This window comes from Paracidovorax wautersii (genome assembly GCF_900113035.1).
GTDB classification, from domain to species: domain Bacteria; phylum Pseudomonadota; class Gammaproteobacteria; order Burkholderiales; family Burkholderiaceae_C; genus Paracidovorax; species Paracidovorax wautersii.
Map to the genome: position 1 here is coordinate 86,708 of NZ_FONX01000015.1, position 21,664 is coordinate 108,371.

The window sequence follows — 21,664 nt, forward strand, 5'->3', positions numbered from 1 at the left end:
GGAGCCGCCCCATGTTCCCGCTCAACACCTGGTACGTCGCTGCGCGCAGCGAAGAGATCCCCAACGACCGCCCGCTGGGCCGCCGCATCTGCAACGTCCCCATGGCGTTCTTCCGCAACAGCCAGGGCACGGTCGCTTCCGTGGAAGATTTCTGCCCGCACCGCGGCGCACCGCTGTCGCTGGGCAAGGTCGAGGGCGACACGCTAGTCTGCGGCTATCACGGCCTGGCCATGGGCTGCGACGGCAAGCCCGTGTCCATGCCCTGCCAGCGCGTGCGCGGCTTTCCGGCCGTGCGCAGCTTCGCCGTGCACGAGGCGCACGGCTTCGTCTGGGTCTGGCCCGGCGACCAGGCCCAGGCCGACCTGGACAAGCTGCCGCGCTTCGAATGGATGGGCAATCCGGCCTTCGGCTACGGCGGCGGGCTCTATCACATCGCCTGCGACTACCGCCTCATGATCGACAACCTGATGGACCTGACGCACGAGACCTATGTGCACTCCACCAGCATCGGCCAGAAGGAGATCGACGAAGTGCCCTGCCAGACCAAGGTCGAGGGCGACCACGTCATCACCCAGCGGCACATGGAAGGCATCGAGGCGCCGCCCTTCTGGAAGATGGCGCTGCGCATGAACGGCCTGCCCGACGACCAGCCGGTGGACCGCTGGCAGATCTGCCACTTCACGCCGCCCAGCCACGTGATGATCGAAGTCGGCGTGGCGCTGCAGGGCCACGGCGGCCACGGCGCGCCCGACGACCGCAAGGCCGCCAGCTGGGTGGTGGACTTCATCACGCCCGAGACGGACACCTCGATCCACTACTTCTGGGGCATGGCCCGGCGCTTCAAGCCACAGGACGAGAGCCTCACGGCGCAGATCCGCGAAGGCCAGGGCCGCATCTTCGCGGAAGACCAGGAAATGCTGGAACGCCAGCAGGCCAACCTGCTGGCCTACCCCGACCGCAAGCTGCTGATGCTCAACATCGACGGCGGCGGCGTGCAGTCGCGCAAGATCATCGACCGCGTGATGGCGGCCGAGACCGGTGCAGGTGCAAACGCCGGTGCGGGCGCGGTCGCAGGGGCCGCGGCGCCTGCCGGAGTGGCCGCATGAGCGCGCCCGAGCTGCTGCAGCTGCGCGTGGCGGCCAAGCGGCCGGCCGCGCAGGGCATCGTGGAACTGACGCTGGAGCCCCTGCCCGGCCAGAGCCTGCCCGCCTTCGCCGCCGGCTCGCACCTGGACCTGCACCTGCCCGGCGGCCTGGTGCGGCCCTATTCGCTGAGCAACGACCCGGCCGAGACGCACCGCTACGTGCTGGGCGTGCTGCGCGAAGAGACATCGCGCGGCGGCTCGGCCGCCGTGCACGACGCGCTGCAGGTCGGCCAGACGCTGGCCGCCAGCCAGCCGCGCAACCATTTCGCGCTGCAGCCCACGCCCGCGCACAAGCTGCTGCTGGCTGGCGGCATCGGCATCACGCCGGTGCTGAGCATGGCCCGCCAGCTGGTGCGCGAGGGCCGGCCGTTCCAGCTGATCTACGCCGGGCGCTCGCGCGAGCGCATGGCCTTCATCGACGAGCTGGGCAGCGGCGCCCTGGCCGCGCACACCCGCGTGCATGCGGCGGATGCGCAGGGCCCGCTGGATCTGGGCGCCCTGATGGACGCGCAGCCCCAGGGCGCCGAGCTCTACGTCTGCGGGCCGCTGGGCTTCATGGATGCGGTGTTCGAGGCCGCCACCCAGCGCGGCTGGGACGCCTCCCGCCTGCACCGCGAGCTGTTCGGCGCGGCGCCCGTGGCCGCCCCCGAGGGCGGAGACAGCGCCTTCGAGATCGAGATCGCCGGCACCGGCCAGATCGTGCCCGTGCCCATGGGCTGCACCGCCGCCAAGGCGCTGCAGGACGCGGGCCTGCCCCTCTACACCTCCTGCGAACAAGGCGTGTGCGGCACCTGCCTCACGCGCGTGGTCAGCGGCACGCCGGACCACCGCGACCAGTACCTCACGCCCGAGGAGCAAGCCGCCAACGACCAGTTCCTGCCCTGCTGCTCGCGCGCACGCTGCGCACGCCTTGTGGTGGAGCTGTAGCTCCGTAGAAGAAAGATGAGGGGGCCGGCGCGGCCGCACGCCGCGCGCCGCGCTCTGCACGCTTCGGCCGAAAGCGGTATATTTTGGAATCGGGTGATTCCTTAATACCCCTGCCATGCCCTCATCCACCGCCCCCTCGCCCCGCCCGCGCGGCCGGGGCCGTCCACGCGAGTTCGACACCGACGAAGCGCTCGACCAGGCCGTGCGCGTCTTCAGCGAGCGCGGCTATGCCGGCACCTCCATCGCCGACCTGACCGAGGCCACCCAGCTGGCGCAGGGCAGCCTCTACAAGGCCTTCAAGGACAAGCGCACGCTGTTCCTGGCCGCCTTCGACCGCTACCGCGCCCGGCGCATGGCCAAGCTCCAGCGCTCCATCGACGCCTGCGGCACGGGCCGGGAACGGCTGCGCGCCATGCTGGCCTTCTATGCCGATGCGTCCCAGGGCGCGATGGGCCGCACGGGCTGCCTGGTCGTGGGCAGTGCCGTGGAGCTGTCCCTCTTCGACCAGCCCGCGGCGCAGCACGTCGCCGCCGCGGTGAGCCGCAACGAAGCCCTGCTGGCCGACCTCATCCGCCAGGGCCAGGCAGATGGCTCCATCGCCCCCCAGGTCGATGCCGACACCTCCGCACGCATGCTGCTCTGCCTGACCCTGGGCATGCGCGTGGTCGGCAAGACCGGCCGCACCCGCGCCCAGATGCTGGCCGTGGCCGATGCCGCGCTCAAGGCGCTGGCCTGAATCTTTCGCCCATTTTGGAAACAACACCTTCCTTTTTCTGGAGGCTTTCATGAACCCCACACCGTCGCAACAGGCTGCGCCCTCCTGGCTCCTGATGCTGCTGGCCGCCGCCTGCGGCCTCATCGCCGCCAACATCTACTACGCGCAGCCGCTGGCCGGGCCCATCAGCGCATCGCTGGGCCTGTCGCCCGCGGCCGCCGGCCTGATCGTCACGCTGACCCAGATCGGCTACGGCCTCGGCCTGCTCTTCATCGTGCCCCTGGGCGACTTGGTCGAGAACCGCCGCCTCACGCTGACGCTGCTGGCCCTCGTCACGCTGTCGCTGCTGGCGGCCGGGCTCTCCACCCATCCCGCGCCGTTCCTGATGTCGGCACTGGGCATCGGCATCGGGGCCGTCGCTGTGCAGGTGCTGGTGCCCTATGCAGCGCACCTGTCGCCGGAGGCCGTGCGCGGTCGCGTGGTGGGCCATGTGATCAGCGGGCTGATGCTGGGCATCATGCTGGCGCGGCCGGTGGCCAGCCTGCTGGCCCAGCTCACGTCCTGGCACGCCGTGTTCTTCGTGTCGGCCGCGGCCATGGTGCTGCTGGCCGCCGTGCTGGCCTGGAAGATGCCCCCGCGCGTGCCCACGGGGCAGCTGCGCTACGGCGCGCTGATGGCATCCATGGTGGAACTGATGCTCAGCACGCCCGTGCTCCGCCGCCGCGCGCTTTACCAGGCCGCCCTGTTCGGCGCGTTCAGCGTGTTCTGGACCACCACGCCGCTCTGGCTGGCCGGGCCGGCATTCGGCCTGTCGCAAGGCGGCATCGCCCTGTTCGCGCTGGCCGGGGTCGCGGGCGCCATCGCCTCTCCGCTCGCCGGCCGCTGGGCGGACAAGGGCTGGACCCGCCCGGTCACGGCCCTCTCGATGCTGGCGGTGGCCACCGGGTTCCTGCTGTCCCACATCGCCCCCGCAGGCTCGCCCTGGGCGTTGGGCCTGCTGGTGCTGGGCGCCATCGTGCTCGACTTCGGCGTGTCGGCCAACCTGACCCTGGGCCAGCGCGCGATCTTCTCGCTGAGCCCCGAGTTCCGCGCTCGCCTGAACGGCCTCTACATGACGACCTTCTTCATCGGCGGCGCATTGGGTTCCGCGCTGGGCGGCTGGGCCTACGCCCACGGCGGCTGGGCCTGGGCATCGGCCCTGGGCATCGCGCTGCCGGCGGCGGCCCTCGTGTACTGGATGACGGAAAGCCGGACGGCACCCGTCGGCGCGACCGCTGGCGCCTGAGGCGCGCGAAGCCTGGCGGAGAAGAAAGATGGGGGAGGTGCTGCGGCGCGCAGAGGACGGCGCCGCCGGCACTGGCCTGGCGCATCGGCCCATGGAGGGGAGGCGCGGCACACCGGGACACGGTGGCGCTGTGCATGACGTCCTGCACAAGCCAGGAGAGGCTTGCCGGAAATTCTGGTGCGGCTGGCGGGGATCGAACACACGACCCTTGGCTTCGGAGGCCGAACGTAGATCAATACGGGTCAACAGCTTAGGCCATTTTTTCGATTTTTTGGCACATCCTTGGCACAGTCGCCGGCAACGTAACGACTCGATGTTGACAAGAATGCCGACGATCAGAAAGAAGGGCGACCGCCAGTGGCACGTCCAAGTTCGCAAGCGCGGATATCCCAGGCAGACCCGCACATTCTCCACTCGGGCCGATGCCGAGAAGTGGGGAACTATTGTCGAAGCGGAGATGGAGCGTGGCGTCTTCGTTTCGCGCACCGAGGCCGAAACCACTACGCTGCGCGAAGTCGCCGAACGCTACCGGCGTGAGGTCCTGCCCACAAAGCGCGGCGCTGCTGCGGATGCGTCGCGGCTGAAAACCCTGCTAACCCACTTTGGCGACTTCAAGCTGGCAGCCATCACATCCAGCCTGGTGGCGCAGTTCCGGGATTTGCGCCTACAAAGCGTAGGGCCACAGTCCGTGATCCACGAAATCAACCTGCTCAATCGCGTGCTCAAGGCCGCCACGATGGATTGGGGCATCGCTTTGCCTGGCGGGCTGCCAACCGCCCAGGTGCGTAAGCCCTCTAAGCCGCGCGGTAGAGAGAGGCGGGTCAGTCAGGAAGAGATCAACACCATCCTGGCACAGACAGGCTCTACCGAGCTGGGCGCAATCGTTGGCCTGGCCATCGAAACGGCCATGCGACGGGGCGAGTTGGCGGCCTTGACTTGGGAGCATGTTGACCTGGAACAGTGCGTTGCGCATCTTCCTCAAACCAAGACGGATGTGGCCCGTGACGTACCACTGTCTTCTATAGCCATTGCGATTTTCAAGAGTATCTCTGGCCCACATGTTGGCTGCGTATTCAAGATGCGAGCAGAGTCAATGAGCCAAGCATTGGAACGCGCGTGTGGGCCACATCGAGCCAACATCGTAAATCTCCACTTCCATGATCTGCGCCATGAGGCTACCAGTCGGCTTTTCGAGAAAGGACTAAACGTGATGGAAGTTGCCGCGATCACGGGGCATAAAACATTAGACATGCTCAAGCGTTATACACATCTAAAAGCGCATGCGCTAGCGAAGCGGCTGGGATGAAAAATTTAGCATTACTCCACCCCGACATTTTAATCACCACTCCGACCAGCGAATGAGATACACCAATTGCTGGACATGAGAAACAAGCTTACACCTCACCCCAAAAAGCTTCATAGATGTATTTGCATGCTTTTGAGCGCCATCCGCTCAATAAATGGTGCTAACGCGATCGCAGCCTGGTCAGCATCTGGACACTGCTCGTATATAACACCTGCCGTTCCTGCGTGAGCGATAGAGCAGCGAAGCTTGTAAAGGCGCAACACCCCTTTCTTGTAAATCGATTCGGGCTTAGATTTATATAAAGGATCATCCTTTGCCCCACGATCGAGGAGAGTGATGAACTGATTATTTTGGCTCAACAAAACATCGCACTCAGCATTAAATGCCACAGCATCCTGATTTAAATCGCACGCATCCACAAGCGCAATCAGCTGCTTCAACTCGCTTTCCAAACTATCTTGCGCCTCTCTAACCGCACGTGAAGCATCTTGTTTGAATGTTTCGAGGAAGGCGTCTCGCACATTGGCGAGGTATTTATTCTCCAAAATGCGGTACAGCGAGAGACATTTCCATTTCGGATGTGTTGCAATCCATGCTTCTCGCAGCAACCGTGCCTGGATAAGACTCAGAGATGATGCAAGTACTTTCACCTGGGTTGCACTATCTAAGACACTAGGCACAGGTTGAGGAGGTGCAATTTCTCTATGTGACAAGCCAAACATTGCGCAAGCAGCACGCAGCGCTTCGGCGGGCAACTCTTTTGGGGCCGCGACTATGGCACGACCGGCCAAGGCAGCGCGCCAGCACGATTTCACTCGCTCGGGGTCAGTTAGATCCCAGTCAACATGGATCGATTCCATATTACCCAAGATTACCCATGACAGTAAGTTCTCGATATTTGTCGGCAGCGACTCCTGTGGTCTTTCTGGAATTACGGCCAACAACAGCGGTGCTGCCTGCCCCTGAAAAGAAATGGAACAAAAATTTTCTTGAGCGACTCCCAGGGTATCCACTATCGTCAGCCTATAAGATGACATTTTCTCAAACGACTGCTCGGCGGTATCTCTGGCATCCTGGGTCGCCAGAAGGCCGTCAAGGATGTCGTGCCCGGCCTCCCCGAGGATTTTGAAGAAGTCGCTAACGGTGGCGTTTGAAGTAAGGCGGAGGGCCTCTCGAGTAGCCGTTGCCAAAATAGTCATGTTTAGAGACTCGCGGCACCGAGCTTCCAGCACTCAGACATTGAAATTTCGCCAGCGCCGCGAATGAACTCTCGGAATGCGCTAAAAACCATCTCTCTTGTAGCTACGCCGACATTAACCTTTCCAGCATCGATTCCCTGTCTGAGTGCATCAAAAATTTCAACACCCATCGCCGCTCCGCCGCTTTGCCGCATATTAAACACCAGCCCGTCAAGACTAGACCACACCCTATGAGCGAGCGCATCATTGCGCTCTGACGCACCAACCGCTGCCGCAAATCCCAATAATACGGTTTCGTTGCCAAAAAACCCGACCCTCTCAGCACCGAGTGCTACATCAGCGGAGACGATCCATTCGACCAGCCGACGAAAACCGTCTCCATGGGCAAGCCCTCTTGTAGCGGGCACTGTTTTTCCAAGCACTTCGACAGCAGAATCCGCCAACAACTCTTCCATTACCGTATTTCGAAGGTCGAGATTAGGCTGCCCCTGCAACCATGCCTGAAATGCCTGCGCGAGCTTTGCAAGTGAGAATTGGCCCGGTTGGGTTCTGCGTCGCTGATCTCCGATACGGAACACGTCCAGTTCTTGTATTCCACCTAGATCATCTATAAGCTTTGAACTAAGTACCTCGACCTGATGCCGTACCGACATTGGTCGTTGACCCGCGTTGAGAAGCAGCATGCGATAGGCGATGGCTCCGAACGGAATGTTCATCCACATCTCAATACGGATTGGCCTTGCCAAAAACTCAGTTCGCTCTCCATCTTCCATTTCTTGTAGGGTTTGGCGTATTGCATTTGTCCGCTGTAGTCCATCTATCACATAGACGTTAGCACTTTGCAGATTAGACAAGTCATCTCCCACAGCAGCAAGTGACTGCTGCTCAAAGAGTGTCTCAATGGGCTGGTTGAGTTGATGACTTATTGCAAGAACGATGGGCGGCAGCACGCAGCCTTTTTTCAGATCGCTACGTAAGGTTGCATAAGCCTTATTTCCACGAATGACGCTTCGTTGAATCTCGAGATTTCGTTCCGCCCCCTGAGTAATACTCAAAAAATCTTGGTAGCTGCATTTTGCTGTCACGCAGTACGACTGCAACCGGTCATCACGGTCTATAGTTAGAGCTTGGATATTCAATGGCATGTGAACCTCAAGTTAAGCAAATACTATCCGAATTGTGGGAAGGAGTTCTCACCGTCCGTTGGCGGACGCCCCTTCATCGAAAGCTCAAGCATGGTCAATTAGCCTTGTGAAACAAGAGGCTCTGCCGCTGACAGTCGTTCGCACGCAGGGCCGTGCCCGTTTTGTCGCAGGCCTCGGCCCAGGCGAGTCTTTTGTACGGCACTGGGCGCTACATGGTGCTAAGGGTGACCGTAAGAGCCACAGTCTATAGACTGCGACCGCTAAGACTAGGAAGTCAAAAAAAAGTGTGCAGGACTATTCCTTTGTTCGCTCATACATACCTCAGCACATAAAATCGTTGTCGTGCAGTCAGCATAGTGTGACTGCACAGGCGGCTGGCACCGCTTTTCATTGATCGTTTCCGGGTGGGGCCTCAGCAACCATTGGTTGCTGGGCTGCTTAGGAACGTCTAATGAAAGCCTTGCTCACCGTTGAAGAGCTGTCTCAATATCTCAAGAAGTCGGCAAGTAGCATCCGTAGCGATGCTACGCGCAACCCTCTCGCCCTCCCCCCATTTGCCGCCTACCAGGTACCAAGCGCCTGCTGTGGCGTGCTCAGGATGTGGAGCAATGGATCGCCGAGCACGTCGCCGGCGCCACTGAAACCCCGGTGGCTGTGGTCGAACTGCGAGCACACAAGCCGAAGCGCGGGCGTCCAACGAAGGCCGAACAACTGGCCCGGCGCCGCCAAGCGCAGGGCGCGGCCACTGCGAATGCGTCCTCCGCTGGAGCATGACTCATGCTTCGCAGCGAGCAGCCCTCACCGGGCAACGGTGATAGCGCGCACGTGGCTGTCAAGAAGGCGATCAAGGCCAGCCCGGCCAAGGTCGCCGACCTGATTGCCACAGCGCTTGCCATCCAGGAACAGGACGCCGCAGAGGCCGGCCAAGTCGGCTACATGGCCCGCGCGATGATCTGGGCGTCAATGCCCCACCGGAAGATCGAGGGGGCGCACTACAAACGCGACAACGGCCTGGCGTCGATCACCATGCTGGTCGATCCCGAGATCGGTTTGCCCTACGGCAAGCTGCCTAGGCTCATTGCCGCGTGGCTGACACGGGAGGCAAAGCTGACCGGCGCGCGTGAATTGGTGCTCGGGCGCAGCCTAGCCGAGTTCTCCGAGAAGCTCGGACTTTCAACAAACGGCGGCCTGCGGGGCGATACGTCCAGGCTGAAGATGCAGGCCACAAAGTTGTTCAGCACCTTCGTTTCCGTAACTGCGCACCGCGGCCAGGATTACGCCTACAAGAACGTGGCGCTGTCGGACTCCGGCATGCTGCTCTGGGACCCGAAGAGGCCTCATGAGCGGTCGCTGTGGGAGAGCACGATCACCTTGTCGGAGTCGTTCTTCCTGGAGTGCATGGACAACGCCGTGCCATTCGATCTACGCGTGCTGCATCGTCTTCGCTCTCCACTGGCCATCGACATCTACCTGTGGTTGACGTGGCGCATGTTCATCCTGCGGCGGTCGGTGCTCATCCCGTGGCTGGCGCTGCGTTCGCAATTCGGCGCAGGCTATGCGATGACTGCCCAGGGCATGGCTCACTTCCGCGCGGAGTTTCACCGCTGCCTGCACGAGGTGAACACGCTCTATCCGGGCGCGCGCATGACAACGGAGCGGGACGGGCTGCGACTGCTTCCCAGTCCTCCTCACGTTGGCGTGCTGCCCTGTCGACATTGATGCATGGGCTGGTCGTACTGCGCTGATCGGTGGACAGGCCTGTGGATGGTGCCAAGTTGTCCACGCTGAAACACCGATATCGGCGCAAGCCCGCGAACACCCTTGTTCGACAAGGACTTCCGGTGTTTCGGCGGGACTTGTCCACGCCGAAACGCCGATATCTCTGCGCAGAAACACCGATACCGATACGCTGAAACGCCGATATCGCGCCTACGGGAATCGTGCGCAACTGCTTGTGGCGACAGTGATTTCAGGCACGTGCAGTGACCTGCAGGTATTCCTTCAGGTAACTATTCAGGTATGAATACAGATAGTAGTGAGTGCATTCAAATCTGTGGACAACTGCGTGGCCTTGTTGTGGCTTTCAAGGCGCGATCAAGATTGACGCCAAAGGGAAACGCATCCCACTCCTGGCATCCAACTCTTTCACGATGATGCGAGTTCCGCAGAGAAATTTAGCCGCAAAAAAAGGGGCCGTAGCATGTTGTATGTTGTAGTGCGCTACAACATACAACAGCCTCGCCAACTCACCCGACCCAGGCCAAGCGAGGCGCGATCATGTCCCACCGCTGATCGGCAGCGTGGGGCGTTCTAGCCGATCCACCCTCCGCAGCTAGCAATGCGCGAAGCTCCTGATCGATGAATGGCAAAACCGCCATGGCATCGAGTTCTAATTGAACAGACGAGTTGTCCAGGCATTGCCGGAGGCAGCGTGCAGCCCCCTTGCCGTCCAGCTCCAGCGGCGCGAGATCCGACATGGCGCGATACAGGCGGTGCAATGCCACCGAGCGAGCGAGGTGGCTCAGGGCCAGCGATTCTCCCTGTGCCTCGGCCACCAGCAGATCGCCTTCAAACTCGGCCAGCAACTGGTCGAAGGTTCGCCACTGCGTCAGCTCCTGCTCGAACATGCCACGCAATGCCTTTAGCGACCCCCACATGGCGAGCCACAGATTGGACGGACCGCATTTGTAGAGGTCTTGCGCGTCAGCCCAGACAGGAACGGACGCCAGAGCACGCAAGCGATCAGCAGAAAGCGGGCGGCTTCCGTTAAACAACGCCTGCCAACCATTCTTGCCCTGCCCCTGGGTGGGCGTTTCGGGGGCAGCCAGCGCATCAAACTGCTCGGCAAACGCATAGACCGAACACGCTTCCACACGCCGCCTCAGTACCTGCAACAAGGCAACGCTGCGAACCATGGCCTGCTGTCGTTGCGCGCTGTCGTGCTTGGCGGAATAGGGCATCTTGTCCGGGTAAAAAAAATGGCTTGGCGTTACCTGTCATTTTAGAACCGAGCATTCAAGAATTCACCTTGATCAACATGGATTGACGTTACGAAGGTGGATAACTGGTGAACTCGATATTCCATTACTTGCTGACCAAATATGGGCCGACACTGACGCTCGATGAGTTAGCGGAAGTCCTCAAGCGCCGGCCAGGTGGCGTCCGCTCCGCCTTGTCCACGCGGTCGGAACCGTGGGCGATTGAATTGAGCCAGCACAAGGTGTACGTCGGCCGCCGCGTGCATTTCCCCGCCGACGTGGTGGCGGATCTGCTGGCCGGCGAGCTGACTTCGGTGGACCGGCAATGAAGAGCCTTTCGGAACGCATCGCCGAGCGTGCGCACGTAAAGCAAACCTGCACTCCGAACTGCAACCGCGCAGTGGTCCTGGCGCTGCGCAAAGACATCGCACAGGCACGCGCTGATGGCTGGTCGGTCCTGGCGATCTATCAGACTTTGTGGGACGAGGGCCGTGTGACGTTTAGCTATCAGGCATTTCGCCGGCATGTGAATCGACTGCTGCCAGGACAAACCGAAGCCAAGGTTCAGCCGGATATTTCTGGCAAGACAGCATCCACATTGCCGTTGAGCGGACCTTCAGGCTTTCATTTCAAGCCTGTGCCGGACAAGAAGGAATTGCTGTGAAGGCTGGCGATCTTCGTTCTTCTCGCTGTCGCGAATGGGCAGGCCGCCTTCTTCTGTCGTTCAACCATCGGTCCATGCAGACAATGGCCGATCAATCACCGGGGACCTATGCTTCTTGCCAGAAATGCACGGGGCCTCACAAGACTTTTTGTGGAATAAACAGTCGATTATGCCGGGCAGGATGTGTGAAGTTAGCTAACCGGCAGGCCGGTCATCTATCTTCACTGTCCCTTATTCGCGCCGAGGGCGCTCAACGGGTCATCCTGTTCTGCGAGGCGGCCGACTGCCGCCGGCGTGATTTAGCCGATGGCCGAGCCTTGAGCTTTTTAGCGGCTAAAAAGCCCGGAGGCCGACCATGATCGTCAAGCACGTGCCGATGCGCTCGCTTGGAAAGAGAGATTTCGCGGGCTTGGCGAACTACATCACTGACGCCCAAAGCAAAGACCGCCGGCTGGACCACCTGCAGGCGACGAACTGCGAAGCTGGTTCCATCCAGGACGCCATCACGGAAGTGCTCGCAACCCAGCACACGAACACCCGCGCGGAGGGCGACAAGACCGACCGCCTGATCGTCAGCATCCGAGCCGGCGAGCACCCTCACACCGATGTTCAACAGAAATGGCCGGGCGCTACGGTGTCGCTCAGGTCGGGGTACCGGGACAGCGATACGGCGTGCTGTCTCCGTGATGGCCCAACGCCGCCAGTTGCCGACAAGGTAGCAGGCCGGCGCAGCACAGCAGTTCATCACATTCCAGGAACTTGACCATGAAACACGTTCGCTTTTTAGCGGCTAAAGCCGCGCTTGCCGCCGCCTCGGCCGCCAGCATCTTCATCACGCCCGCGCAAGCTGGCATTCCCGTCATCGACGGCACCAACCTGTCGCAGAACATCATGACGGCCATCGAATCGGTGGCCCAAACGCTCAAGCAAATTGAGCAGTACAGCACCCAGCTCCAGCAATATCAGAACCAGCTCCAGAACACGATGGCCCCGGCCGCGTATATCTGGGACCAGGCGCAATCGACCATCAACGGGTTGATGAACGCGACCAACACGCTGAACTACTACAAGAACCAGCTCGGCAGCCTGGACAGCTACATCGGCAAGTTCCAAGACGTGGACTACTACAAGGGGTCGCCGTGCTTCTCGGCTTCCGGCTGCTCGGCCGCCGAATGGGCAGCCATGAAGAACGTGCAGCCGCTCGCCAGCGAGTCGCAGAAGAAGGCCAACGATGCCTTGTTCAAGGGCATCGAAAAGCAGCAAGACAACCTGACCGCCGACGCCGCGACGTTGCAGCGGCTCCAGTCCTCGGCGCAGGGCGCAACCGGACAGATGCAGGCCATCGGCTACGCCAACCAGCTCGCCAGCCAGCAGGCCAACCAGCTCTTGCAGATTCGCGGCCTGTTGATCGCGCAGCAGAACGCGGTGGCGACCAAGATGCAGGCCGACGCCGACAAGGAAGCCCAGCAGGCGGCGGCCGGGGCGACTTCCAGGGAATCCAGGATCGAGCGTACGGTCACCCCGAAAAACTGGCTCGAACTGACCCGCTGAGGGAGGCCCAGCACCATGAAAAAGACGATGCTGCTTGCCGGCCTCGCGGCGGCGATGCTGGCCGGCTGCGACAACAAGCCGGCCATTCCGCCCATGCCCGAGGTGAATGACACCAATTGCCAGATCGAGGCGATCAAGAAGATCGAGGATAGGGCTACGCGCGAAACCTTCGCCGGGTTGTGCTCGCGCCGGTCGCTTGCCGGCGGCGGCATCGCCCCGACCGAGCGGCCGATGAACTGGCTTGAGCTGGCCGATCCGAAAGGCTCGAAGGGGCGGGAGGTGAAACCATGAAAGCACTGCACAAGGTGGCGCTGATCGGCGTCACTCTCGCGCTTTACTCCACCGCTGCGTCGGCCCAGCTCACCAGCCAGGGGATGCTTGACCAGGTGGTGACGGAGTTCGCCACGCGGGCCACGGCCTGGCAGACAGTGGTGATGAACGCCGCGACGTTCTTGTTCTGGACGCTCGGCACGATCTCGCTCGTCTGGACGTTCGGTTTCATGGCGCTGCGCAAGGCTGACATTGGCGAGTTCTTCGCCGAGTTCATCCGCTTCATCCTGTTTTTCGGCTTCTTCCTCTGGCTGCTGCGCAACGGCCCGACCTTTGCCAACTCGATCATCCAGTCTCTAGCCCGGATCGGTGAGCAGGCATCCGGGGTGGCGTCGGTGACACCCTCGGGCATCGTGGATATCGGTTTCATGCTCTTGAAGCAGGCATTCAGGAGCTCGTCGATCTGGTCGCCCGTGGATAGCTTCATCGGCGTGGCCTTGAGCGTCGGCATCCTGATCCTGCTGGCGGTTGTCGCCGTGAACATGCTTCTGCTGCTCGTGTCGGGGTGGTTGCTGATGTACGCCGGCATCTTCTTCCTCGGCTTCGGCGGATCGCGTTGGACTTCCGAAATGGCGATCAACTACTACAAGACGGTGCTGGGCGTGGCCGTGCAGATCATGACGATGGTGCTCCTGGTCGGCATCGGAAACGATCTGCTTTCCAGCTTCTACGCCAGGATGAACACCGGCACGCTGAACTTTGAAGAGCTGGGCGTGATGTTGGTTTTCTGCGTGGCGTTGCTGATGCTGATGCTGGTCAATCGTGTGCCGCCACTGATCGCCGGCATCATTTCTGGCACGGGCATTGGAAACGCTGGTGGCATCGGCAACTTCGGCGCGGGCGCTGCTGTCGGTGCAGCGATGGGCGCGGCCAGTGTTGCGGCCGGTGCTGCAAGCATGGCCGGTGCTGCCGTGATGAGTGGCGCGGCCAATCTCGCGGGCGGGGCTTCGGCCGTCAAGGCCGCTTTCGAGAAGGCCCAAGGCAGCGCGACGAGCGATGCCGGCGCGGGCATAGACATGATGGTGAGCATGGGTGGCGCGAATACATCGAGTGGTCAGGATTCGGCCGGCGCAGGGCCATCACCGTTCGCGCAGGCGGCAGGCTTTGGCGGTTCGTCGTCGGGCGGCAATAGCACGTCGGTCCGCAGCAGTTCGGCCAGCGCGAAGGGTAACGACAAGGCCAGCGCCAACGAAAAGGGCGGCAGCTCAACGGTCGGCACCGGCAACGGTGCCGACAAGGCCGCCAAGAGAGAACCCAAGCCCACCGCCGGCGGTGCAGAACAAGGGCAACTGGGCGGCCAGCAGGCCGTGCCAGGTAGCACCGGCTCCAGCGGTTTGACTCATGCAACAGTGCTTGCAGCGGGCACCGCCGGCGAGCTGGCGAAAGGCGCAGGTGCTGTGCTCAAGGGCAAGGCCGTGCAGCTCGCAGAGGGCTTCCAGGAGCGCATGGGCCAAACGATCGGCGGCCAGGTGGCAACGGCGATCCGGGCCGGCGCGGCAGCCGAGCCTCCGGCTTTCGATGGCAACAGCTTGGCCGGCGAGCAGGCCGGCAATCAGGCTGCCGATCCAGATGATGAAGTCGCTGCTTTCGTGAATCGCTCGACGCCAGCATGAAAGGCGCGTCGGCCGGCGTGGGGCCGGCCGACACTTCCACTAACCCACCTGATGGAGAGGTGAATCATGGCAACTCTGAATCCTACCAACGCAACCCAGGCAGTTCATCATGCGGCCGCGCAACTCGCGTCCCTGGACTGGATCGATCAAGACGCAGCCCGGCAGCTCAGGCCGCTGGCCGAGGCGGTCGCGAATGCCTTCATGGTGGTGTTCTATCAGGCTGAAACAGGACAGGCCACGCCGGCGGACTTCCGAGATGCCTTGGACGCGGTGCGGCAGTCGCTCGCCGCGTAGTTCGTGTATCAGGAGCAGCAAGGGCCAGCATCGCCAAAAATGACGATGCTGGACAACACGCTACTTGATACCGTACATGAGCCTTGCACGCGCCGCTGTCTTGCGTGCGTCGGCGATGAAGCCCGGGTCGCCGGTGGCTTCGGCCTCCGCCAAGAAGAAAGCGATTGCCTCGGCGCTGTTCAGGCCCTCAGCCTTATCAACGGATGCGAGGGATTCCAGGCCCGCTTCGACGCGGCGGGCAGGCTCGATAGCGTGGGAAATGCCCGTCTGTCGGTCGCTTTTGTGATTGGCGTGCAGATCGGCCAAGGTGTCGCGCACCTGGTTAGGCGTGAGGGCGCGGGCTGGGTCAGCCTTAATGGCGTCATAGGTCGGGCCGACTTCCTCATGCAGCCAATTTTCGAGCTCCGTCTGGACAGTCATAGACGGGCCTGCTCTATCCAGGCCAACGTCTGCGCATCGCGCGTGGCCACGGCAGCCATCATCTCGCGCAGAAACGCAGCCATGCCCATGCCGTGCACGTCCAGAACGGAGGAGGCCTTGATCCTGGCACGGTCGCATTGATGGTCTTCGTCGTCATTGGAATGGCCCTTTCCGGTCAGTCTGGCAGAGGTGGCTCCGCCGTACATCACACCCTATTCTCATGAACGGAAAGGTGCAACGAATGACTCATCGACAGCAAAACGATTCGGACCAGCCTCTCTTCATCACCGAAGAGATCCAGGCGGAAATGGAAGCCCAAGGCTACACATTCGACCCACCTGCTCATGTTTCGACCATACGGCTGCACACCATTCTTGCCGGTCTGTCCGATGAGGAGTTGGCGAGGTGGCCGGAGTTGCTGACGGCGCAGGAGTGGGCGAAGCGCAGGCTCCGGGCGGCCGGGGACGGGCGCCCCTCAAGTATCAATGAAACGCTGGATGCGCCCTGACGGGCGGTCGGTGGACGCACGCCAACCATTGCAGACGTGCGCAATACGCTGCGGCAGTGGCAGGAAGGAGGAATGAATCTGGCACATTTTTGGCACACTCCGTGTGCAAAAACCTGCCTCAAACTGCTCATCACTGCAAGCCATTGCAATGCCTAGGCAGTTGATTCATAAGGGAATCTTGGTGCGGCTGGCGGGGATCGAACCCACGACCCTTGGCTTCGGAGGCCAATACTCTATCCACTGAGCTACAGCCGCTGGAGTCGTCCGCGAAGGGGCGCGGAGACAGCTGTGGATTATCGCACGGCCGCTAGAGCCTGAAGCCCAAGCCACTCAGATAGGTGTCCACCGCGGCGCGGCTGACCGAGACGAGGTCGAACTGCTCCTTGTTCAGCAGCCACGAGTGCATGAGCCCTTCGAACACGGCGCGCAGGCCGATCACGGCGGCGAGCGATCCTTGCGCGAGCTTGACGCCCTCGTGCTCGGCCGCCGCCTGCAGGTCGAGCTCCAGTTGCGCCTGGAAGGTCCCGCACTCCTCGATATGCCGGTCGCGCGCGACGGCCATCTCGTCCACGTACTCGACGCGAAAGAGCGCGATCTCGAACACCCGCCACATACGCTCATCGGTGGCGATGCAGCGCTGCACCAGCTCCACCCGGTTGCGCAGGCGCTGCAGCGGGCTGACGCCGACCATGGCGGCACTCTCGCAGCTGGCCTCTTGCAGCGGCGAGGTGACGCGGTCCATCATGGCGTTGAAGAGATCGCCCTTGTCCTTGAAGTGCCAGTAGATCGCGCCCCGGGTGAGCCCCGCGGCGCAGGCGATGTCGTTCAGCGATGCGCGCGATACGCCCTTCTCGTAAAACACCAGTTCGGCGGCGTCCAGCAAACGCGAACGCGTAGCATCTGCATCCTGCTTGGTTCTTCGAGCCATGAAAACTTGTCTCCTACCGGCAACAAAAGCGCCGCAGCCAATTATACATTCATGTCTGTATGTACAATTCGCGCTTCCCCCAGCAGGACCCGCCTCGCGCGGCATGCCCCTGGGCCGCCCGCGGATCGCCGCAGGTGACATCCCCTCACTTTCGTTTGTAGCCCTTGCCTTTCTCCAAAGGACTTCCATGCAGCGCCTGACCGACGACCTCCCCTCGCAACCCCACCCCGCCTCAGGCTTTCGCCTGGCCTCTTGCGCTGTTGCCGCCGCCGTCGTGGCGAGCGCGCTGCTGCTCAGTGCCTGTGGCAAGAAAGAAGACGCTGCCGCCACTGGCCCTGCGCAGCAGCAGCCGCCCGCTCAAGTCGGCGTGGTCACCGTCCAACCCGGTGACGTGGGTCTTGTGACCGAACTGCCCGGCCGGCTGGAAGCCTCGCGGATCGCCGAGATCCGTGCCCGCGCAGCAGGCATCCTGCAAAAGCGCCTGTTCACCGAAGGCAGCGACGTCAAGGCAGGCCAGCGCCTGTTCCTGATCGACAACGCCCCCTACCAGGCCACGCTGGAAAGCGCGCAAGCCAGCGTCGCCCAGGCCGAAGCCAACGTGGGCCAGGCCCGCGCGCTGGCCGAGCGCTACCGCCCCCTGGTGGCGGTCAACGCCGTCAGCAAGCAGGAATACGACAACGCCGTCGCCGCGCAGAAGACGGCCGAAGCCAACCTGGCCGCCGCCCGCGCCAGCGTGACCACGGCGCGCATCAACCTGGGCTACGCCACGGTGACGGCGCCGATTTCCGGCCGCATCGGCCGCGCGCTGGTGACCGAGGGCGCCCTGGTCGGCCAGGGCAGCGCCACCGAGATGGCCGTCATCCAGCAGATCGATCCGCTCTATGTGAACTTCACGCAGTCGGCCTCCGACGCGCTCAAGCTCAAGGAAGCGCTGACCAGCGGCAAGTACAAGCAGGTCGGCAAGAGCGCCGCCGGCGTGAGCGTGGTGCTGGAAGACGGCTCCACCTACGGCTACAAGGGCAAGCTGCTGTTCACCGAACTCACGGTGGACCCCACCAGCGGCCAGGTGACCCTGCGCGCCGAGATCCCCAACCCCGAACGCCTGCTGCTGCCCGGCCTGTACGTGCGCGTGCGGCTGGAACAAGCCCAGCTGGACAACGGCGTGCTGCTGCCCCAGCAGGCGGTGACGCGCTCGGCCAAGGGCGACATCGTCATGGTCGTCGGCCCCGACAACCACCTCACGCCCCGCCCCGTCAAGCTGGGCCCCTCGCAGGGCACCAACTGGGTCGTGACCGACGGCCTGAAGGCCGGTGAGAAGGTGATGGTGGACGGCTTCCAGAAGCTGCCGCGCGGCAAGCCCGGCGACCCGATCGTCGTGAACCCCGTGCCGTGGCAGCCGCAAGGCGCCCAGCCCGCTGCCGCGCCGGCATCGGCACCGGCCTCAACCCCTGCCGCCGCTCCGGCCAAGCAATAAGCACAAGGAGCGCGGCACATGGCCAAGTTCTTCATCGAACGGCCCATCTTTGCATGGGTCATCACGATCTTCATCATCGTGATGGGGGCGATCTCCATCAAGCAACTGCCCGTGGCGCAGTACCCCGCCGTGGCGCCACCGACCATCCAGGTGTCGGTGGCCTACCCCGGCGCCACCGCCCAGACGCTGGAAGACAGCGTTCTCGCGGTCATCGAGCGTGAAATGAACGGCGCATCCGGGCTGGCCTACGTCGAGACGACCAGCCAGGCCAACGGCACCGGCACGATCGTGCTGAGCTTCGAGCCCGGCACCAACGCCGACCTGGCGCAGGTGGACGTGCAGAACCGCCTCTCGCGGGCGACGCCGCGGCTGCCCGCCGCGGTGACGCAGCAGGGCGTGCGCGTGGAGCAGTCGCGCTCGAACTTCCTGATGTTCGCCATGCTCACGACGGAGAACCCGGACGTGAGCATCGAGGCGCTCAACGACTACGCTGCGCGCAACGTGGTGCCCGAGCTGCAGCGCGTGGCCGGCGTCGGCACGCTGACGCAGTTCGGCGCCGAGCGCGCCATGCGCGTCTGGGTGGACCCGGCCAAGCTCAAGGGCTTCAACCTGTCGGTGGACCAGGTGACCGCCGCCATCCGCGCACAGAACGTGCAGGTCTCGGCCGGCAATCTCGGCGATCTGCCCGCAGCGCAGGGCCAGCCCGTGGCGGCCACCATCGTCGTGAAAGGCCAGCTGACCAGCGCCGAGCAGTTCGGCAACGTGGTGCTGCGCGCCAACACCGACGGCTCCACCGTGCGGCTGAAGGACGTGGCGCGCATCGAGCTGGGCTCGCAGAGCTACAGCACCAGCGCACGCCTGAACGGCAAGCCGGCCGTGGGCATGGGCGTGCAGCCCACCCCCTCGGCCAACGCCCTGGCCACGGCCAAGGCCGTGCGCGCCAAGCTGGAGGAGCTCAAGAAGTTCTTCCCGCCGGGCGTGAACTACGTGGTGCCGTATGACACCTCCAAGTTCGTCTCCGTCTCCATCGAGAAGGTGGTCCACACGCTGATCGAAGCCGTGGTGCTGGTGTTCATCGTGATGTTCCTGTTCCTGCAGAACTTCCGCTACACCATCATCCCGACCATCGTGGTGCCCGTGGCCCTGCTGGGCACCTTCGCCGCGCTGCTGGCGATGGGTTTCTCGATCAACGTGCTGACCATGTTCGGCATGGTGCTGGTGATCGGTATCGTGGTGGACGACGCCATCGTGGTGGTGGAGAACGTCGAGCGGATCATGGCCGAGGAAGGCCTGCCGCCGCTGCAGGCCACGCGCAAGGCCATGGGCCAGATCTCGGGCGCCGTGATCGGCGTGACCGTGGTGCTGATCTCGGTGTTCGTACCGCTGGCGTTCTTCGCCGGCTCCACCGGCAACATCTACCGCCAGTTCGCCGCGACGATGGCGACCTCGATCGCCTTCTCGGCCTTCCTGGCGCTGTCGCTCACGCCGGCGCTCTGCGCCACGCTGCTCAAGCCGATCGACCCCGAGCACCATGCCGAGAAGAAGGGCTTCTTCGGCTGGTTCAACCGCTCGTTCAAGCGCACCACCCACAGCTACGAAGGCTGGATGGGCACGCTGCTGCGCCGCGGCGGCCGCATGATGATCATCTACGCCGTGCTGGTCGGCGCCGTGGCGCTGGTCTACACGCGCCTGCCCACCTCGTTCCTGCCGAACGAAGACCAGGGCTACATCATCACCAACATCCAGCTGCCCCCGGGCGCGGCCCAGTCGCGCACCAACGACGTGCTGCATCAGGTCGAGGACTACATGCTCAAGCAGCCTGAGGTCGAGAACATCGTCACCGTGGCGGGCTTCTCGTTCTCGGGCCAGGGGCAGAACGCGGGCCTGGCCTTCGTGATCCTGAAGGACTGGAGCGAACGCACCGGCGCAGAGCATGCGGCCAGCGCCATTGCCGGACGTGCCTTCATGGCGCTGTCGGGCATCCGCGACGCCTTCATCTTCGCGCTGAGCCCGCCGCCCATCCCTGAACTGGGCACCGGCACGGGCTTCAACTTCCGGCTGCAGGACCGCGCCGCGCAGGGCCACGACGCCCTGGTGAACGCGCGCAACCAGCTGCTGGGCATGGCCTCGCAGAGCAAGATCCTGGCGGGCGTGCGCCCCGACGGCATGGAAGACGCGCCGCAGATGCAGATCGACATCGACCGCGACAAGGCCAACGCCCTGGGCATCGGCTTCGACAGCATCAGCAGCGCGCTCTCCACGGCGCTGGGCTCGGCCTACGTCAACGACTTCCCGAACCAGGGCCGTCTGCAGCGCGTGGTCGTGCAGGCCGACGCCGCCGCCCGCATGCGGCCGGAGTCGGTGCTGGACCTGCCGGTGGTCAACAACCAGGGCCAGACCGTGCCCCTGTCCACCTTCGCCAAGACGCGCTGGATCACGGGCGCCATGCAGACCGTGCGCTACAACGGCTATCCGTCGATGAAGATCGCCGGCGACGCCGCACCCGGCTATTCGACCGGCGACGCCATGCAGGAGATGGAGCGCCTCGCCAGCCAGCTGCCACCGGGCTTCGGCTTCGAGTGGACGGGCCAGTCGCGCGAGGAAAAGCTCGCCGGCTCGCAGGCCACCGTGCTGTACGCGTTCTCGCTGCTGGCGGTGTTCCTCTGCCTGGCGGCGCTGTATGAGAGCTGGTCGATCCCGTTCTCGGTGATGCTGGTGGTGCCGCTGGGCGTGCTCGGCGTGCTGATGGCCACGCTGCTGCGCGGCATGTCCAACGACGTCTACTTCCAGATCGGCTTGGTGACCATCATCGGCCTCTCGGCCAAGAACGCCATCCTGATCGTGGAATTCGCCAAGGACCTGCAGGCCGAGGGCAAGAGCGTGTTCGAAGCGGCGCTGCAAGCCGCCCACCTGCGCTTCCGCCCCATCGTGATGACCTCGCTGGCCTTCACGCTCGGCGTGGTGCCGCTGTTCATCGCCACGGGCGCCAGCTCGGCCAGCCAGCGCGCCATCGGTACCGGCGTGATCGGCGGCATGATCACCGGCACCGTGCTGGCCGTGATCTTCGTGCCCGTGTTCTTCGTGCTGGTGCGCACCTTCTTCAAGGGCAGCAAGCGCCAGCAGGAACACGACATGCGCGAGGCCCAGCAACACCTGCACGCGGGAGATGCGCAATGAGGACGA

Annotated in this window: 22 protein-coding genes and 1 tRNA gene; 16 read left to right on the forward strand and 7 right to left on the reverse strand. The window is 63.2% G+C overall.

Annotated features, from left to right (window positions below; genetic code table 11):
• Positions 1–11: 11 nt before the first annotated feature.
• The 5 genes from BM070_RS19065 to BM070_RS19085 all read left to right on the forward strand — a co-directional run bounded on the left by BM070_RS19065 (position 12) and on the right by BM070_RS19085 (position 5,377).
• Entirely contained in the window at positions 12–1,106 is a 1,095-nt protein-coding gene (locus BM070_RS19065; protein WP_092940931.1) for a Rieske 2Fe-2S domain-containing protein, read from the forward strand.
• Positions 1,103–2,071: a PDR/VanB family oxidoreductase gene (locus BM070_RS19070; protein WP_092940932.1), complete on the forward strand. Its 969-nt coding sequence runs from the start codon at positions 1,103–1,105 to the stop codon at positions 2,069–2,071. Before BM070_RS19065 ends, BM070_RS19070 begins: the two co-directional genes overlap by 4 nt.
• A gap of 115 nt (positions 2,072–2,186) precedes the next feature.
• Complete coding sequence (locus BM070_RS19075) at positions 2,187–2,807, forward strand: TetR/AcrR family transcriptional regulator (protein ID WP_092940933.1); 621 nt, start codon at positions 2,187–2,189, stop codon at positions 2,805–2,807.
• Between the two features lie 49 nt (positions 2,808–2,856).
• Positions 2,857–4,071, forward strand: a complete 1,215-nt coding sequence (locus BM070_RS19080; protein ID WP_092940934.1) for an MFS transporter — start codon at positions 2,857–2,859, stop codon at positions 4,069–4,071.
• A 325-nt stretch (positions 4,072–4,396) separates the two neighbouring features.
• On the forward strand, positions 4,397–5,377 hold the full coding sequence (locus BM070_RS19085; RefSeq protein WP_092940994.1) for a tyrosine-type recombinase/integrase: 981 nt from the start codon (positions 4,397–4,399) through the stop codon (positions 5,375–5,377).
• Positions 5,378–5,487: 110 nt separating this feature from the next.
• Here the strand turns inward: BM070_RS19085 and BM070_RS24430 are convergent, their stop codons facing one another.
• Positions 5,488–6,576 carry a hypothetical protein gene (locus BM070_RS24430; RefSeq protein ID WP_139222885.1) on the reverse strand — a complete coding sequence of 363 codons (1,089 nt, stop codon included), beginning with the start codon at positions 6,574–6,576 and terminating at the stop codon, positions 5,488–5,490.
• Positions 6,577–6,578: 2 nt separating this feature from the next.
• On the reverse strand, positions 6,579–7,721 hold the full coding sequence (locus BM070_RS24435; protein ID WP_139222886.1) for a hypothetical protein: 1,143 nt from the start codon (positions 7,719–7,721) through the stop codon (positions 6,579–6,581).
• A gap of 777 nt (positions 7,722–8,498) precedes the next feature.
• On the opposite strand from BM070_RS24435, the gene BM070_RS19095 reads away from it, so the two are divergent.
• Positions 8,499–9,440: a replication protein RepA gene (locus BM070_RS19095; protein ID WP_092940935.1), complete on the forward strand. Its 942-nt coding sequence runs from the start codon at positions 8,499–8,501 to the stop codon at positions 9,438–9,440.
• Positions 9,441–9,967: 527 nt separating this feature from the next.
• On the opposite strand, the gene BM070_RS19100 is transcribed toward BM070_RS19095, so the two are convergent.
• Positions 9,968–10,681, reverse strand: coding sequence for a hypothetical protein (locus BM070_RS19100; RefSeq protein WP_092940936.1), 714 nt, complete (start codon positions 10,679–10,681; stop codon positions 9,968–9,970).
• 128 nt (positions 10,682–10,809) lie between these two features.
• Between BM070_RS19100 and BM070_RS19105 the strand changes: the two genes are divergently transcribed.
• From BM070_RS19105 to BM070_RS19135, 7 genes are all read left to right on the forward strand, one after another.
• Positions 10,810–11,028, forward strand: coding sequence for a hypothetical protein (locus BM070_RS19105; RefSeq protein WP_245785301.1), 219 nt, complete (start codon positions 10,810–10,812; stop codon positions 11,026–11,028).
• Positions 11,025–11,363: a TraK family protein gene (locus BM070_RS19110; RefSeq protein ID WP_092940937.1), complete on the forward strand. Its 339-nt coding sequence runs from the start codon at positions 11,025–11,027 to the stop codon at positions 11,361–11,363. The genes BM070_RS19105 and BM070_RS19110 overlap by 4 nt, the downstream gene beginning before the upstream one ends.
• Positions 11,364–11,718: 355 nt before the next feature.
• Positions 11,719–12,126 carry a relaxase/mobilization nuclease domain-containing protein gene (locus BM070_RS25375; RefSeq protein ID WP_434803203.1) on the forward strand — a complete coding sequence of 136 codons (408 nt, stop codon included), beginning with the start codon at positions 11,719–11,721 and terminating at the stop codon, positions 12,124–12,126.
• 2 nt (positions 12,127–12,128) lie between these two features.
• Entirely contained in the window at positions 12,129–12,914 is a 786-nt protein-coding gene (gene trbJ, locus BM070_RS19120) for a P-type conjugative transfer protein TrbJ (RefSeq protein WP_092940938.1), read from the forward strand.
• Between the two features lie 15 nt (positions 12,915–12,929).
• Positions 12,930–13,205, forward strand: coding sequence for an entry exclusion lipoprotein TrbK (trbK, locus tag BM070_RS19125; protein WP_092940939.1), 276 nt, complete (start codon positions 12,930–12,932; stop codon positions 13,203–13,205).
• Positions 13,202–14,857, forward strand: a complete 1,656-nt coding sequence (gene trbL / locus BM070_RS19130; RefSeq protein WP_092940940.1) for a P-type conjugative transfer protein TrbL — start codon at positions 13,202–13,204, stop codon at positions 14,855–14,857. Before trbK ends, trbL begins: the two co-directional genes overlap by 4 nt.
• Before the next feature lie 66 nt (positions 14,858–14,923).
• The gene (locus BM070_RS19135; RefSeq protein WP_092940941.1) at positions 14,924–15,151 is read left to right on the forward strand and encodes a type I toxin-antitoxin system ptaRNA1 family toxin; all 228 of its coding nucleotides are present in this window, start codon (positions 14,924–14,926) and stop codon (positions 15,149–15,151) included.
• Between the two features lie 60 nt (positions 15,152–15,211).
• On the opposite strand, the gene BM070_RS19140 is transcribed toward BM070_RS19135, so the two are convergent.
• Both BM070_RS19140 and BM070_RS24885 read right to left on the reverse strand, forming a co-directional pair.
• Complete coding sequence (locus BM070_RS19140) at positions 15,212–15,571, reverse strand: helix-turn-helix domain-containing protein (protein WP_092940942.1); 360 nt, start codon at positions 15,569–15,571, stop codon at positions 15,212–15,214.
• Positions 15,568–15,777, reverse strand: coding sequence for a hypothetical protein (locus tag BM070_RS24885; RefSeq protein ID WP_092940943.1), 210 nt, complete (start codon positions 15,775–15,777; stop codon positions 15,568–15,570). Before BM070_RS24885 ends, BM070_RS19140 begins: the two co-directional genes overlap by 4 nt.
• A 14-nt stretch (positions 15,778–15,791) precedes the next feature.
• Here BM070_RS24885 and BM070_RS19150 point away from each other — a divergent pair, with 14 nt between their 5' ends.
• Complete coding sequence (locus BM070_RS19150) at positions 15,792–16,079, forward strand: hypothetical protein (protein ID WP_245785302.1); 288 nt, start codon at positions 15,792–15,794, stop codon at positions 16,077–16,079.
• 179 nt (positions 16,080–16,258) lie between these two features.
• On the opposite strand, the gene BM070_RS19155 is transcribed toward BM070_RS19150, so the two are convergent.
• Both BM070_RS19155 and BM070_RS19160 read right to left on the reverse strand, forming a co-directional pair.
• Positions 16,259–16,334: transfer RNA gene (locus tag BM070_RS19155), tRNA-Arg, on the reverse strand.
• 52 nt (positions 16,335–16,386) lie between these two features.
• On the reverse strand, positions 16,387–17,007 hold the full coding sequence (locus BM070_RS19160; RefSeq protein ID WP_092940945.1) for a TetR family transcriptional regulator: 621 nt from the start codon (positions 17,005–17,007) through the stop codon (positions 16,387–16,389).
• 187 nt (positions 17,008–17,194) lie between these two features.
• On the opposite strand from BM070_RS19160, the gene BM070_RS19165 reads away from it, so the two are divergent.
• Entirely contained in the window at positions 17,195–18,481 is a 1,287-nt protein-coding gene (locus BM070_RS19165) for an efflux RND transporter periplasmic adaptor subunit (RefSeq protein ID WP_092940946.1), read from the forward strand.
• A gap of 18 nt (positions 18,482–18,499) precedes the next feature.
• A complete protein-coding gene (locus BM070_RS19170) occupies positions 18,500–21,658 on the forward strand; it encodes an efflux RND transporter permease subunit (protein WP_092940947.1) in 3,159 nt (1,052 codons plus the stop codon).
• The last annotated feature ends 6 nt before the right edge of the window (positions 21,659–21,664 follow it).

Coding starts and splice junctions, on each gene's coding strand:
- BM070_RS19065 (WP_092940931.1), top strand. CDS start 12: ATGTTCCCGCTCAACACCTGGTACGTCGCTGCGCGCAGCGAAGAGATC.
- BM070_RS19070 (WP_092940932.1), top strand. CDS start 1,103: ATGAGCGCGCCCGAGCTGCTGCAGCTGCGCGTGGCGGCCAAGCGGCCG.
- BM070_RS19075 (WP_092940933.1), top strand. CDS start 2,187: ATGCCCTCATCCACCGCCCCCTCGCCCCGCCCGCGCGGCCGGGGCCGT.
- BM070_RS19080 (WP_092940934.1), top strand. CDS start 2,857: ATGAACCCCACACCGTCGCAACAGGCTGCGCCCTCCTGGCTCCTGATG.
- BM070_RS19085 (WP_092940994.1), top strand. CDS start 4,397: ATGCCGACGATCAGAAAGAAGGGCGACCGCCAGTGGCACGTCCAAGTT.
- BM070_RS24430 (WP_139222885.1), bottom strand. CDS start 6,576: ATGACTATTTTGGCAACGGCTACTCGAGAGGCCCTCCGCCTTACTTCA.
- BM070_RS24435 (WP_139222886.1), bottom strand. CDS start 7,721: ATGCCATTGAATATCCAAGCTCTAACTATAGACCGTGATGACCGGTTG.
- BM070_RS19095 (WP_092940935.1), top strand. CDS start 8,499: ATGCTTCGCAGCGAGCAGCCCTCACCGGGCAACGGTGATAGCGCGCAC.
- BM070_RS19100 (WP_092940936.1), bottom strand. CDS start 10,681: ATGCCCTATTCCGCCAAGCACGACAGCGCGCAACGACAGCAGGCCATG.
- BM070_RS19110 (WP_092940937.1), top strand. CDS start 11,025: ATGAAGAGCCTTTCGGAACGCATCGCCGAGCGTGCGCACGTAAAGCAA.
- BM070_RS25375 (WP_434803203.1), top strand. CDS start 11,719: ATGATCGTCAAGCACGTGCCGATGCGCTCGCTTGGAAAGAGAGATTTC.
- trbJ (WP_092940938.1), top strand. CDS start 12,129: ATGAAACACGTTCGCTTTTTAGCGGCTAAAGCCGCGCTTGCCGCCGCC.
- trbK (WP_092940939.1), top strand. CDS start 12,930: ATGAAAAAGACGATGCTGCTTGCCGGCCTCGCGGCGGCGATGCTGGCC.
- trbL (WP_092940940.1), top strand. CDS start 13,202: ATGAAAGCACTGCACAAGGTGGCGCTGATCGGCGTCACTCTCGCGCTT.
- BM070_RS19135 (WP_092940941.1), top strand. CDS start 14,924: ATGGCAACTCTGAATCCTACCAACGCAACCCAGGCAGTTCATCATGCG.
- BM070_RS19140 (WP_092940942.1), bottom strand. CDS start 15,571: ATGACTGTCCAGACGGAGCTCGAAAATTGGCTGCATGAGGAAGTCGGC.
- BM070_RS24885 (WP_092940943.1), bottom strand. CDS start 15,777: ATGTACGGCGGAGCCACCTCTGCCAGACTGACCGGAAAGGGCCATTCC.
- BM070_RS19150 (WP_245785302.1), top strand. CDS start 15,792: ATGAACGGAAAGGTGCAACGAATGACTCATCGACAGCAAAACGATTCG.
- BM070_RS19160 (WP_092940945.1), bottom strand. CDS start 17,007: ATGGCTCGAAGAACCAAGCAGGATGCAGATGCTACGCGTTCGCGTTTG.
- BM070_RS19165 (WP_092940946.1), top strand. CDS start 17,195: ATGCAGCGCCTGACCGACGACCTCCCCTCGCAACCCCACCCCGCCTCA.
- BM070_RS19170 (WP_092940947.1), top strand. CDS start 18,500: ATGGCCAAGTTCTTCATCGAACGGCCCATCTTTGCATGGGTCATCACG.